Consider the following 13,003-nt stretch of genomic DNA (forward strand, 5'->3'; position numbering starts at 1 on the left):
CGGCGGGGCAGCTCACCCCGCCGGGGCGGAGGGCGGCTCACCCCGGCGGGGCGGCTCACCCCGCCGGGGCGGCCGCCTCCACCGCGTCGACGGCCGCCGCCTCCCGCCGGAACGCGCTCGGGCTCTCGCCGCGCAGCCGCTTGAACGCCGCGCTGAAGCCGAACGCGTCCGCGTAGCCGACCCGCCGGGCCACGGCCGCCACGGTCAGCTCCGGGCGGGTCAGCAGGTCGGCCGCGAGCGTCATCCGCCACTCGGTGAGGTAGGCCACCGGCCCCTCCCCGACGAGCTCGGTGAACCGCTTCGCCAACGTCGTCCGGGACACCCCCGCCCGGACCGCCAGCTCCGCCGTCGTCCAGGGGTGCGCCGGATCCTCGTGCATCGCCCGCAGCGCCGGCCCCGCCACCTCGTCGCCGAGCGCCCCGTACCACCCCGGCGGATCCGCCTCCGGCCGGTCGAACCAGTCCCGCAGCGTGCACACCAGCATCCAGTCGAGCAGCCGGTCGAGCACGATCTGGTCGCCCGGCCGCCCGCGGCTGATCTGCGCCTCCAGGTAGTCGCGCATCGGCGCGCAGTCCTCCTCGTCGGGCACCACGAGAGCCGGCGGAAGTGCCCGCAGGAGCCGCTGGGGAACCTGCGCCTGTACGTCATAGGTGGCGGCCAACAGCACGGTGGCGCAGTCGAATTCGGGACCGCCCTCCAGCGGGGTGCCGGTGTCCCGGACCTGGCCCCAGCGCACCTCCCGTTCGCCGCCGGCCCGCCCCGCCCTCGTACCGTCCGCCGGGTCGTCGGTGAAGACGAACGGGGCCGGGCCCCGCACGATCGCGCCCTCGCCGACCTCCACCCGCAGCGGCTCGCCGCCCTCGGGCACGATCCACCCCGCACCCCGCAACGGCAGGCACAGGGTCAGATACGCCCCGTCCGTGAACCGCAGTGACCAGGGTGCGCACAGCACCGAACGCCCGAACACCGCGCCCCGGCCCCGCACGCCCCGCAACAGCTCGTCGAACACATCCATGACGCCCAGCCTAGGCAGAGTCGCGGCCGCGGGGCCCGGGGTCTGCGTCAGCGGTGGCTCAGTACGTTGACCACCCGGCCGTCCGGATCCCGCACGAAGAACCTCCGTACGCCCCACTCCTCGTCCTGGAGCGGGTGGACGATCTCCGCGCCGCTCTCCCGTACGGCGGCGTAGACCGCGTCCACGTCGTCCACCTCGACGCTCAGGTCGGGGACGACCGGGCCGGTCAGGTCGTGGGTCATGAAGCTGACCTGCTCCTGCGGGCCGGACGGCGAGGCGACGGTGGTGATCCAGCCGAGGTTCATGACCTCCTCGAAGCCGAGCAGGCCGTAGAAGTCCCGGTTCTCCCCGACCGCCTCCGTCCGGAGGTTGGGCACGACGCGGCGAACGGTCATCATCGGCTCCCGGGGAGAAGGGCGTGCACGAAGTCGACCTGGCCGTCGGCGACTTCGAGGGGGGTCGGCGTCAGGTCCTCATGGGCACGGTAGTACCCGATCCGGACCGTGCCGTCGTCCCGCCGGTGGGTGTCGTGGACGTGCTCGACGAGTCGGCGGAACAGGGCGGCGACCTCCTCCGCCTCGTCCGGGTGGAGATCGGTCCGGGAGGTCAGCGCCCAGCCTCCGCCGGGGAGACCGTCCCGGGCGACCAGCGCCGAGCAGAGCGCGCCCGCCGTCCGCCGCGCCGGTCCGCTGCCGGCGAGCAGCGGACGGGGGTCGTTCTCGACCTGCGGCACTCCGTCGTCGTCGACCACCACGCACGGGAAGTCGGTCACGACGGTGAGGCGCGCGGGCTGCGGGCCGAGGCCCAGATGCCGGCGCAGCTCGGCCAGTTGCTGGTCCGACAGCCCGTCGCGCAGGTCGGCCTCACGGTCAGTTCGTGGACATCGCTCATGGGGCGCACCTTGTGCGGGGGCACCGACAGCCCTCGTCAGGCCGCCCGTACAGCGGCCGCCGCGTCGCGGAGCAACCCGGGGGCCAGGAGCCGGTGGACGGCGGACAACGGTGACCACACGGCTCGGGCCGGCGGGCGGTCGTAGCGCAGGAACGTCCCCAGCGACACCCGCCCGTCGGCCGCCTGGACCACGAGGTTGTTGGTCAGGAACCAGGAGGCGGCTTCGAGCCGGATCCAGTCCTCGCCGCGTCCGGTGATCCGCCACCCGGCCACGGTCTCGGGCGACCGCCCCCGGCTGAGCCGGAGGCCGAGAAGTCCCCGCCAGATCAGCCGCTCCGTGGGGCTGGGGACGTCGCCGAACATGGCACGCGCCCACTGCTCCGCCGTCGCGTTCGTGCCGACGTCCCCGGAGAGGGTGAACACGTCGGCGTAGTCGATGCGGGACAGCGAGCTGAGAGCGCGGGTGGCCGCGGGAATGGCGTGGACCCCCACGGCGCGCTCGACGGCGGCGCTGCGCGGCTCGCGTTCGGCGTGGGGTCGGTCGGACAGTCCGGTCATCGGGCACACCACCTTCTGTACGGCACCGTATAGAAGTAGGATAGCTGCTTTGTACGGTGCCGTACAGAAGATGGGAGGCCGCGGTGGCACGTGCCAGGACGCCCCGCACGGCGTGGATCGAGGCCGGACTGCACGCGCTCGCGGCCGGAGGGCCGGACGCCGTGCGGATCGAGGTGCTCGCCAGGTCGCTCGGTGTGACCAAGGGCGGGTTCTACGGGTTCTTCGCCGACCGTTACGCGCTGCTGGAAGAGATGCTCGACGCGTGGGAGCGCGATGTCACCGACGCCATCATCGAGAGCGTCCGTGCCGAGGGCGGCGACGGGCGCGATCGCCTGCGCAACCTGTTCCGCATCGCGGGGAGCCAGGCAGGCGTGACCACCGCCATGAGCACGGAGCTGGCGATCCGGGAGTGGTCGCGGCGCGATCCCGCCGTCGCCCACCGGCTGTGGCGCGTCGACCGCCGGAGGATGGACTATCTGCGGGAGCTGTTCCGGGAGTTCTGCCCGGACGAGGACGAGGTGGAGGTCCGCTGCACCATCGTGACGTCGGTATGGATGGCGGCCCACTTCATCGCTTTCGACCACGGGGGGCGGTCGCACGACGAGGTCGAGAGCATGGTGCTGCGACGCGTCCTCGAATAGACGCGTGCTCGGCTAGGTGTGCTGACCGAGGGCGGATCCGGATCCGGCTGCGGCTGCGGCACCCCGGGCTCCGGAGCCCGCGACCCCGGCGCACGAGGAAGGTTTGTCCGCCCCGGCCGGACCACGAGGGCCCGTGCGCCCCGGCCCCTCCGTCCGGCCCGCCCGCCCCGCCCGGACGCGAGGGGCCCGCCCCCCGGGCACGAGGGGCCCGTCCCCCCGGCCTCAACGCGACGCCCGCGCCACCCTCTTGGCGATCTTCTCGGCGTCCAGGGCCATCTCGCGGAGCATCCCGCTGATCGGGTTGGTGAACCCGGTGAAGTGGAGCCCGGGGGCTCCCTTTGGGGACCGGCCGCCGCGGGTGACCGGGCGGCCCCGCCCGTCCAGGACGTCCAGGTGGCCGAGCAGCGGCTCCAGGGCGCGGTCGTAGCCGGTGGCCGCGATGACGGCGTCCGGGGTGAGGCGGGTGCCGTCGGCCAGGACCACCGTGTCCTTGTCGAAGGAGGCGACCGTCGCCACCGGGGTCACCCGGCCGCTCTTCACCGCGTCGATCAGGCCGACGTCCTGGACCGGGATCGCGCCCTCGCGGACCCGGGAGTAGAGCCCGGTGGCGGGGCGCGGCAGCCCCTGGGCGGCCAGGTCGGGCACGGCGATCCGGGACATCACGGCCCCCGCGCGGTCGACGAGCCGTACCGGCAGCCGGCGGACCAGGATGCCGGTGGCCTGGGCCGGCCAGCCGGCGGTGGAGCGGCGGACGATGTGCGGGGCCGTCCGGACCGCGATGCGCACGGAGGATGCCCCGCCCTCCGCCAGGTCCGCCGCGATCTCCGCGCCCGTGTTGCCGATGCCGACGACCAGGACGTCCTTCTCCGCGTACGGGGCCGGGTTCCGGTACGCCGCCGCGTGCAGCAGCTCGCCCGTGAACGTGTCGCGGCCCGGCCAGTCCGGGATGCGCGGGGTGTGGTTGAAGCCGGTGGCGACGACGACCGCGCGGCCCCGCAGGACCCGCCCGCCGGTCGCGGTGAGCTGCCAGTCGCCGGAGCCGTCGGGGACGGGGTCGACCCGGGTCACCTCGACGCCCGTCACCACCTCCAGCTCGTGGTGCTCGGTGTACTTCTCCAGGTACCGCACCACATCGTCCCGGCCCACCCAACGCCCGAACTTCCGCGGCATCTTCAGCCCCGGCAGCGCCGACCAGCGGCGGGTGGTGTGCAGGTGCAGCCGGTCGTAGTGGCCGCGCCAGGACGCGCCGACCCGGTCCGACTTCTCCAGGACCACCGTCCGTACGCCCCGGGCGCGCAGCGCGGCGGCGGTGGCGAGGCCTCCGGGGCCGCCGCCGATGACGTAGACGGGCCGGTCGTCCGTACGGTCGGTGAGGGCGACGGCGGCGTGACTGTCCACGGTGGACGGGCTGTTGGGCATGGTTCGGAGCGTAATCGCCCGCTCTGTTGATGGGTCTCGGTCAAGAGGGAAATCGATTGCGAATTGATCACGAGCGGTGGGATGCGGCGATCGGCGCCCTCGGCGGCGGGACCGCTGCCGGTGGATGTGGTGACCGGTGGGCTGGGCGGGGTCTACCCCCCGGGGCGCAGGGGCGCAGGGGCGCAGGGGCGCAGGGTCGCGGGCAGCGGCGGCGAGGGGTCGGGCGGCGGAGGTCGAGTCGCAGGCTGGATGGACCGCGTCGCCTCCGTTGGTGGCGGTGCGTCGAGGGTGCCGCTTCCGGGTGAAGGTCCGTTGATGCGCACCTCTTGTGTTCGGGCACCCCGTCCAGTGAACTGACGTACCGTCAGACACCAACGACCGGAGGCCCGATGCGGACGATCTGGCTCGGCGGAGCGGAATGGCTGGCCGTCCTGCGCATAGGCCTCGGCCTGTGGTGGCTGGAGAGCTGGCGGCACAAGGACAAGAAGGGCTGGTTCGAGCGCGGGACGGGGATCGCCTGGGCGGCGGACGTCGCGGGCAAGCACCGCTGGGGGTGGTGCGCACGGGCTTCCGCCGGGTCGTCGAGCCGCGCCCGAAGCTGATCGCGTACGTCGTCGTCTACGCCGAACTGGCCCTCGGGCTCGGCCTGGTGACCGGATTCCTGACCCCGGTCGCCCTGGTGGGGGGCCTGCTCCTCAACCTCCTCTACCTGGTCCTGATGATCCACGACTGGGCCGAGCAGGGGCAGAACGCGATGATGGCGCTGATCTCGCTGGTGGCCCTGTTCGCCATGGCCTGGCAGACCTGGTCGCTGGACGCGGCGTTCGGGCTGTTCCTGTGAGCGCCGAACGCGCCTCTGCGGAACCGCGTTTCGACCTCCCGGAGCCGGACGCCTTCACCCGCCCGTACTGGGACGCGGCGGCGGAGGGGCGGCTGCTGATCCGCCGCTGCGCCGGATGCGGCCGGGCGCACCACTACCCGCGCGAGTTCTGCCCGTCCTGCTGGAGCGAGGACGTGGGCTGGGAGCGCGCGAGCGGGGACGCGACCCTCTACACGTGGTCCGTCGTCCACCGCAACGACCTGCCGCCCTTCGGCTCCCGCGTTCCGTACGTCGCGGCGGTCGTCGACCTCGCCGAGGGGCCCCGGATGATGACGGAGATCGTGGAGTGCGCGCACGAGGCTCTGCGCGTCGGGATGGGCCTGACCGTCACGTTCCGGGAGGCGGGGGAAGAGGCCGTACCGGTGTTCCGGCCCCGGGGCTGAGCGGCGCGCTTCTGTGGAAGGCTGGTCACCGCCACGATCCAGAGGCGCTAGGGGGCGGCGTGCGACTGTCGGAGGACGTCACGGGGTGGGCCTTCCTGGTGGAGGTGGACGGGGTCCGGCACGCCGGACTGGCGGTGGGGCAGGCGGGACTCGGCCCGTTCACCGGCGCCGGTCCGGGCGGGAGCCTGTTCACCCGGGCGTACGGGCGGGGGCTGGCGGCGCTCCCGTCGCTGGACGAGCTGCCGTTCGCGGAACCCGTCGACGCACGGTGGTGCGTCCACCGGGGCGAGGAGGGCGACTTTTCCGTACTCGGCCCCGGCGGGCTGGAGTTGGCCTACGACCTCGGCCTGGACCTGCCGGCCGGCTGGCTGGAGACGGCGGCCGGGGCGGGCTCGCTCGTCCTGGTCGTGTCCCATGTGCTGCCCGCGGCCGGCGACATGGTCGCCGTGCTGACCGACGAGACCCGGCAGGGGATGGTCTGTGCGGGCCGGGTGCGGTTCGGCGAGCCCGGTCGCGAGGCCGCCGGGCCGCCCACGCTCACCTACGTCCTCGACCCGGTCTCCGTCCTGCTGGAGCTCGTGCTCCACGTACGGGACCAGGTGCTGCCGCTCGACGTGGCCAAGCGGCGCGCGCGTGAGCTGGAGCGGGTGCGCCGGAGGCTGGGGGAGGCCCACGGGCTGTCCGCCGGGGCGTTGCTGGAGCTGCTGGTCGCCGATGCGGTCCGGAGCCGGGGTGGAGCGGCCGATCTTCTGTACCTCTACTGGCGGTTGGTGACCGAGGTCGCCGAGGAGTGCGGGGCGGACGCGGTCTGGCGGGAGGCGGCACTGCGTACGGTCGAGAGCGCGGCGCCGGTGCTCGCGGAGCGGTGCGAGCGCCCGGTGTTCGAGGACGCCGACGAGCTGTCCGGCCGCCTGATCGAGCGGCTGGAGGGCCCCCCGGACGGCTCTCCGGACCTGGCGGCCGCGCTCCTGGCGGCCGCCCGGCTGCGGCTGGCGGTCCGGGGCCCGGAGGACGTGGGCGGCGATGCGTACGCCGGGGAGGGAGGGACCGTGCGGGCCGCCCAGCACGCCGCGGACCTGTACCGATCGCCGCTGTACCGGCCGTGGTTCGGCGGAACGTGGCCGTTGTTGTTCGACGCGCGGTTACGGGGCGAGGCCCGGGACCTGCTGGTACGGGCCGCCGAGTCGGACGAACGCGCGAGCGGTCCGGGCAGTGCGCTGCGCCCGGCGATCCTGGCCGCGCTGGCCCAGGTGGTCGCGGAGGAGGGGGACGAGGACGGCGGCGGCGTGGACCGGGCGACCGCGCGGGCCGGGTTCGACGCCCTGTTCACCGTACGCGCCGCCGCTCCGCCGGATCTGGTGCTCTTCCTGCTCCGGTCGATGGGCGACGCGCCCGCGACGTACGTCGACACCGTACGGGAGAACGTGTTCGGCTCGGACGTGCCCGCCTTCCTCGCCGCGTACGGCGGAGTCGTCGCCGCCCGGACCGTGGACCAGGGCATCCGTCTCGCCCGGGAACGCGCTGACCGGCCGCTCCTGCGCGCGGCACTGGACTGGGCCGACCGCTCTCCCCTCACCCAGAGCCCCGCGCAGCGCCGCCAGCACGTCGAGGCCCGGTTGCACGCGCTGCCCGACGACCCCACCGACTGTCCCGGCCCTGGCTCCGGTCCCGACCCCCTCGGCCCCTTCCCGGAGGCCTTTCCGGCCGACTGGACCCCGGCCCAGCGCTCCGCCGCCCTCCTGCACGCGGCCGCCCACGCCCGCGACCGGGGGCAGCCCGCGCTGGGCGCCGCCCTCCTGCGGCAGGCGGGACCGGGGGACAGCGCGGTCGTCAGACTGCTGACGGCGGACCTGTACCGCCTGGCGGTCGAGCGGGGCGAGCCGGTCTCCGGCCGGGTGCCCTTCCCTTGGGGCCACTCCACCTACGCGGCGCTCTCCTACGCCTCGCTGAACCAGCAGGACCTGGCCCAGGCGTGCCTGCTGTCCGTCCTCCAGGACCTGCCGAACCTCAGCGGCGACGCCCTCAAGAACGCGGTGTACGCGATCATCGTCGACGTACCGAACTTCGACACCAGCGGCGCCCCCGCGCTCGGCGAGGTTCTCCGCGACCTCGTCCACGCGGCCGTCTGGCAGGTGACCCTCGGGATCGAGTCGTTGCCGGTGGCGCTGATGCTCGGCCTCCACCAGGCGGGCAAGGGGCCGGAGGCCGGGGCATGGCGGAGGATCGACGGCCCGGTCACCCGCCCCACGCACATCGCCAACTACCTGGCGAAGCTCCGCTCTTTGGAGAGCCCCACCGCTGCCGGCGGCGCGACGGCGAACCTGCTGGACGTCCTCGACACGGACGCGGACACGGGGGAGGAGGGGCATGACCACGACCGGTTCGTACGCAACCTGCGTCGCCGGATCTCGTCCCTCATCGACGACGAACTGCGCACCCGGTCAGCGGCCTTCGTGGACGACCAGCACCTCTGGGCGCGCACCGGTGAACTGCTCGACGAACGCAGCGTGCTGCTCACCTGGTTCCTGCCGACCGCCGTGAACGGTGCCGCCGTCCTACTCGCCGTCACTCGTGAAGGCAGCGCGATCACCGTGCAGTTGGGTGATCCGGACGACGACGGACCCGAGAACGCCGTCGCGTACGCCGACCGGCATCCCGTCGCCGACCTGGTGGAGGCGGTCCGCACGGAGGTCGAACGCGACCCGCTCTTCGGTGAGGTGACGCCCGAGGGCCGCAGGCTGCTGACGGGGTACGAGCTGCCGCTGGCGATGGGCGACCGGTGGGCCGCCTGGCGGGCCCAGGGCAAGGACCGCCTGCTGCTCTGGCCGCACGGCGCACTCCACTACCTGCCGGTCGCGCTCTGCTCCGTCGACGGCCGCCTGATCGCCGACGACTGGTCCGTCACCACCATCGCGGGCCTCGAAGCGCTCGTCCCCGCCGACCTCCCCGTACGCCCGCGCCCGCGCCGTACCGCCGTCATCGCCTCGGCCACCGGCGGCGTCCCCTACGGTCTGCCCGCCGAACCGGCCCTCGACGAGCATGCCCGGGCCGTCGCCGCGGCGGTCGGCGCGGAGGCGGTGACCGGACCGGCCGCCACCCGGGCCGGGCTGCTCGCCGAACTGGCCACCGCCGACGTCGTCCACCTCGCCGTCCACGGCACGATGGACCAGGACGCCCCCTGGCTGCACTGCCTCTACCTCACCCCGGACGAGGACGACGACGGCCGGGTCTTCGCCCACGACTTCCTCGAACTCGACCTGAGCGGCGTCCGCCTGGTCACCCTCGCCGCCTGCGAATCGGCGCTGGGCCGCTTCGACCGGGCGGACAACGTGCGCGGCGTCCCGGCCGCCCTGATCACCGCCGGTGTGCAGGCCGTCGTCGGCTGCCTGTGGGCCGTACGCCCCGAACCGGCCGCGTACTTCTTCCAGAGCCTGCACCAGCGGGCCGACCTCGCCGACGACCCCGAGCGGGCGTTCCACGAGGCGCAGACCGCCACCCGGGCCCGGTACCCGCAGTACCGCGACTGGGGAGCCTTCACCTTTCTACGAGGCCGGAGCAAGGGAGCCACCGCATGACCGAGGTCCAGCTGCACGACGTCACCCTCGAACCGGAACGCACCCTCGGCTCACCGGCCGGCCCGGGGCGAACGCGGTCCCCGGAGCCGCTGCGCGGCCGGCTCACCTTCGGCTGGGACCTGCTGCCCGCCGACCACGGGAGCGCCCTCGCCGCCTGGCACGAGCACGTCCGGTCCACGCCCGGGCGGGACTACCGCCACCTGTTGCTGGTGTGCTCGTTCCGCCCGGAGACCCCGCAGGCCCCGGGCACGTTCCGGCACGCCTCCCTCGCCCTGTCGCTCTCCACACCCGACCCGGCCCTGCGGCCCGTCGCCCGCCTCATCGACCCCGGCGAGCGCACCCGCCCGGCGGCGGCAGGCCCCGGCACCGGACTCAGCTTCACCGTCAGCACCGGCGTCGTCGACCTGGGCGTGGAGCGGCAGCAGCCGGAGCCGGGCCCCGCCCGGGAGGAGTGGATCGTACGGGGGCACGGCGCGTCCCAGCCGGACCCGCAGTGGGAGTTCCGCGGCCTGCGCCGGCTGCCGCTGGTGGGCGACCACCCGGTGGCCGCGCTGGTGGAACTGGTCCCCGGCCAGGTGAACGCGGCGGATGTCCTGGTCGCCGCCGAGCTGGAGCACCGCAGCTGGGGCATCCGCCGCTACCGGGCGCGCCTGGGGCCCACGGTCCATGGCATCACGCTGAACCCGCAGGAGGCCGACGCCTGATTCAGCCCTCCTGCGACGGCTCCGGGGCCGCCGGGGCCAACTGGGCCATCACCAGCCCGTGCAGCAGCTCCGGATCCACGAACTCGTCCTCCTCCGGCGCCCCGCACCGCCAGCTCAGCGGGTAGGTGTTGCCGTCCGGGGCCGGGATGCCCACCCACTCGTCACGCGTGGCCGGCCCGAAGCACTTCGCGCCCGGCGGCCAGTCGTACCCCTCGCTGGCCCCCGGCGGGATCAGGAAGTACGTCCACCGTGCCCCCGCCATCTCCCGCACGACAGGGCCGGGCTCGCCCTCGGTGAGGGTCGCCAGATGCTGGAGCACGGCCTCGCCCCGGACGCCCCGGAGCCGGATGGCGTCGAAGTAGATCCCGGTGAGATGGAGTTGGTGCCCGGCGGCGGGTACCCATTCGGGGTGCTTCTTGCTCGTCATGGCTACGAGCATTCCGCCGACTGCGTAGCGTGACCAGCAGGACACGGTCCACATCGAGGTGATGTGGGGAGGGTGGTGATGGCTGTGGGGACGAGTGGTGAGCTGACGCACGGACGGCGGCTCGTGGGGGAGCTGATCCGTATCCACCGGGTACGGGCCGGGCACACGCAGAAAGCCGCGGCGGATGCGCTGCTGATCTCTGAATCCCTGATGGGAGCGGTCGAACGGGCGGAACGCATCCCCTCGCGGGACCTGCTGATGGACGCCGAGCGGGCGTTCGGGGCGGACGGGGCGCTGGAGGCGTGCTGCGACCTGGTGGACGAGGAGAAGTACCCGCCCAAGTTCCTGGACTGGGCGCGGCTGGAACGGCTCGCGCGGGTCATCAGCGCGTACGAGACGATGCTGGTCCCGGGCCTGCTCCAGACGGAGGCGTACGCGACCGCGCTGTACCGGTCGCGTGTACCGGCGTACTCGGAGGCGGAGATCGTCCGGCACGTCGAAGCACGGCTGGAACGGCAGGCGGTGCTGACGCGCAAGTCACCGCCGCGCATCGGGTACGTCATCGAGGAGTCGGTCCTGGACCGGACGCTGGGCGGCCCGAAGGTGCTCAAGGAGCAGTTGTTGCACGTGCTGGACTGCATCGAGCGGTTCAACCACCTGACGGTTCAGGTGATGCCGTCGAACCAGCACACGCACGCGGGGCTCAACGGGCCCATGCAGTTGATGTCCACGGCGGAAGGCCGCAATCTGCTGTTCGCGGAGGCGCAGGGCGGCGGTAGGTTGATCTCGAAGCCGGAGCAGGTGAGCGACCAGCTCGACCTCTTCGGCATCCTGCGGGCCCAGGCGCTCAACCCCTGGAAGTCGGCGGAGATCATCGAGACGAAGGTGGGACAACTGTGAGCCACGGACCCGGACTGACCTGGTTCAAGTCCAGCTACAGCAACAACGAGGGCGAAGCCTGCATCGAAGTCGCCTACGACTGGCGCAAGTCCAGCTACAGCAGCAATGAGGGCGCTGCCTGCGTCGAGGTCGGCTACAACTGGCACAAGTCCAGCCACAGCGGCGACTTCCAGGACGCCTGCGTCGAGGTCGCCACCTGCCCCCACACCGTCCACGTCCGCGACTCCAAGGTCACCGACGGCCCCACCTTCGCCGTCGCCCCGGCCGCCTGGACCGCGTTCCTGGACCACGCCACCGTCAGCGGGGCCGCACCCCAAGGGTGAGGTGAGCCGGGAGCAGTGTCGTCCGTACGTCCGGCAGCGGGTCCATGTGCTCCACGGTGAAGCGGAGCCGGGTCACGAGGGTCGCCAGGACGGTTGCCAGCTCCAGGTCGGCCAGCGCCTTGCCGACGCACCAGCGGCTGCCGATGCCGTACGGGAGGTACTCCCCGGCAGCCGGCTGGAGCGACGCCCAGCGGTGTGGGCGGAACGCCATGGGCTCGGTGAACACCGGTGCGGTGCGGTGCACGACGTACGGCGAGATCATGACCGCCGCACCCGCCGGTACGCTCCACCCGCCGCAGCTCTGCTCGCCGCTGGCCGTGCGCAGGATCAGCCAGTTGGGCGGCCACAGGCGCAGCGACTCGGCGATCGTCCAGCGCAGGATGTCCGGGGTGGCGGCGCCGCTGCCCGGGTCCACGGCGGCGGCGCACTCCTCGGCGACATCCGGCTCGCGGGCCAGCGCCACCAAGGCCCAGGTGACGGCGGCGGCCGGGACTCGGTAGGAGGCCAGGCCGTTGGAGACCAGCATGCGTACGGTCGCCTCGGCGTCCAGCCCGGCGGCGGCCAGTGAGTCGACGAGCCCGCCCTCGCCCGGCCCGTCACATACCCGTCGCAGCTCCGCCTCCAGGTTCTTCTGCGCGCTGACCGAGCGGCGGTAGCGGGGCAGGAAGCGGCGTATGGCGGGCGGGAAGTGGAACGGGCTGCTGATCAACGGGGTCAGCGCGTTCAGCAGGTCGCCGGTGCGCAGAGCGGCGGATCCGGCGTCGCGGGTGCCGAAGCAGAAGCGGGCGAAGGAGCGGGCGGAGAGCTGTTCCAGTTCGGCGACGGGGTCGGTGACGGAGGAACGGGCCCGCCACCGGTCGCACAGCCGCTCGGTCTCCTCGGCCAGCCAGGCCCGGTGGGCCTCCAGCGCCGGGGGCGACATGCCCTTCTGGGTGGCGCGCCGGCCCCGCATCCACGCTTCGGTGGCCGGGTCGCCGCGCACTCCGCTGACCTCGTCGCGCCGGATGTTGCCGGTGACGAGGAAGTCGGTGTTGGTGCGGCGGAGTACGTCGTGGACGGCGGCCGGGTCGTTCACCAGGACGGTGCCCTTGGTCAGCTCCACCACCGGGCCGTGCCGTTCGACCGAGACCAGGAGATGGCCGAGGCGGTCCTTCTCGTACTGCTCCATCAGCCCGGCCTGTGTCACGCCCGTACGTACCGGGGGCCGGGGCATGGTCTGTTCGGTCAACGTGACGCCCCTGGGTCGGAGGACGGCCCGGCGCCGCCAGGCGGGGCGGGGCCGTCCGT

13 protein-coding genes and 1 pseudogene are annotated in these 13,003 nt (G+C 73.5%); 7 read left to right on the top strand and 7 right to left on the bottom strand.

The annotated features are described in order from the left end of the window. Positions 1-55 precede the first annotated feature (55 nt). From ACFWM7_RS26780 to ACFWM7_RS26795, 4 genes are all read right to left on the bottom strand, one after another. On the bottom strand, positions 56-1,015 hold the full coding sequence (locus tag ACFWM7_RS26780) for an AraC family transcriptional regulator (RefSeq protein WP_383264979.1): 960 nt from the start codon (positions 1,013-1,015) through the stop codon (positions 56-58). Positions 1,016-1,062: 47 nt separating this feature from the next. Continuing rightward, a complete protein-coding gene (locus tag ACFWM7_RS26785; protein ID WP_205086404.1) occupies positions 1,063-1,410 on the bottom strand; it encodes a VOC family protein in 348 nt (115 codons plus the stop codon). Beyond that, positions 1,410-1,787: a hypothetical protein gene (locus ACFWM7_RS26790; RefSeq protein WP_383264982.1), complete on the bottom strand. Its 378-nt coding sequence runs from the start codon at positions 1,785-1,787 to the stop codon at positions 1,410-1,412. The genes ACFWM7_RS26785 and ACFWM7_RS26790 overlap by 1 nt, the downstream gene beginning before the upstream one ends. Before the next feature lie 155 nt (positions 1,788-1,942). Then, positions 1,943-2,464 (bottom strand): hypothetical protein, encoded by a 522-nt coding sequence (locus tag ACFWM7_RS26795; RefSeq protein ID WP_383264984.1) that lies wholly within the window; start codon positions 2,462-2,464, stop codon positions 1,943-1,945. An 83-nt stretch (positions 2,465-2,547) separates the two neighbouring features. Between ACFWM7_RS26795 and ACFWM7_RS26800 the strand changes: the two genes are divergently transcribed. Then, complete coding sequence (locus ACFWM7_RS26800; RefSeq protein WP_383264987.1) at positions 2,548-3,105, top strand: TetR/AcrR family transcriptional regulator; 558 nt, start codon at positions 2,548-2,550, stop codon at positions 3,103-3,105. A gap of 222 nt (positions 3,106-3,327) precedes the next feature. Here the strand turns inward: ACFWM7_RS26800 and ACFWM7_RS26805 are convergent, their stop codons facing one another. Next, on the bottom strand, positions 3,328-4,524 hold the full coding sequence (locus ACFWM7_RS26805; protein ID WP_383264990.1) for a flavin-containing monooxygenase: 1,197 nt from the start codon (positions 4,522-4,524) through the stop codon (positions 3,328-3,330). A 389-nt stretch (positions 4,525-4,913) separates the two neighbouring features. Between ACFWM7_RS26805 and ACFWM7_RS26810 the strand changes: the two are divergent. The 4 genes and pseudogenes from ACFWM7_RS26810 (at position 4,914) to ACFWM7_RS26825 (ending at position 10,066) form a co-directional block, all read left to right on the top strand. Further along, positions 4,914-5,365, top strand: a pseudogene (locus ACFWM7_RS26810) (DoxX family protein). Continuing rightward, positions 5,362-5,787, top strand: a complete 426-nt coding sequence (locus ACFWM7_RS26815) for a Zn-ribbon domain-containing OB-fold protein (RefSeq protein WP_383264993.1) — start codon at positions 5,362-5,364, stop codon at positions 5,785-5,787. Before ACFWM7_RS26810 ends, ACFWM7_RS26815 begins: the two are co-directional and overlap by 4 nt. Positions 5,788-5,846: 59 nt before the next feature. Beyond that, positions 5,847-9,362 (top strand): CHAT domain-containing protein, encoded by a 3,516-nt coding sequence (locus ACFWM7_RS26820; protein WP_383264995.1) that lies wholly within the window; start codon positions 5,847-5,849, stop codon positions 9,360-9,362. Then, positions 9,359-10,066 carry a hypothetical protein gene (locus tag ACFWM7_RS26825; RefSeq protein WP_383264997.1) on the top strand — a complete coding sequence of 236 codons (708 nt, stop codon included), beginning with the start codon at positions 9,359-9,361 and terminating at the stop codon, positions 10,064-10,066. Before ACFWM7_RS26820 ends, ACFWM7_RS26825 begins: the two co-directional genes overlap by 4 nt. Position 10,067: 1 nt before the next feature. On the opposite strand, the gene ACFWM7_RS26830 is transcribed toward ACFWM7_RS26825, so the two are convergent. Next, positions 10,068-10,493: a hypothetical protein gene (locus tag ACFWM7_RS26830; protein ID WP_383265000.1), complete on the bottom strand. Its 426-nt coding sequence runs from the start codon at positions 10,491-10,493 to the stop codon at positions 10,068-10,070. Positions 10,494-10,571: 78 nt separating this feature from the next. Between ACFWM7_RS26830 and ACFWM7_RS26835 the strand changes: the two genes are divergently transcribed. After that, positions 10,572-11,393, top strand: a complete 822-nt coding sequence (locus ACFWM7_RS26835; RefSeq protein ID WP_383265002.1) for a Scr1 family TA system antitoxin-like transcriptional regulator — start codon at positions 10,572-10,574, stop codon at positions 11,391-11,393. After that, entirely contained in the window at positions 11,390-11,716 is a 327-nt protein-coding gene (locus tag ACFWM7_RS26840) for a DUF397 domain-containing protein (protein ID WP_383265004.1), read from the top strand. The genes ACFWM7_RS26835 and ACFWM7_RS26840 overlap by 4 nt, the downstream gene beginning before the upstream one ends. Here ACFWM7_RS26840 and ACFWM7_RS26845 read toward each other — a convergent pair. Next, the coding region (locus ACFWM7_RS26845) for a cytochrome P450 (RefSeq protein ID WP_383265006.1) at positions 11,691-13,003 on the bottom strand (1,313 nt) is incomplete at its 5' end. The two genes, ACFWM7_RS26840 and ACFWM7_RS26845, sit on opposite strands and share 26 nt — an antisense overlap.

The sequence above is a fragment of the Streptomyces sp. NPDC058375 genome (assembly GCF_042723425.1).
Taxonomy (GTDB): domain Bacteria; phylum Actinomycetota; class Actinomycetes; order Streptomycetales; family Streptomycetaceae; genus Streptomyces; species Streptomyces durocortorensis.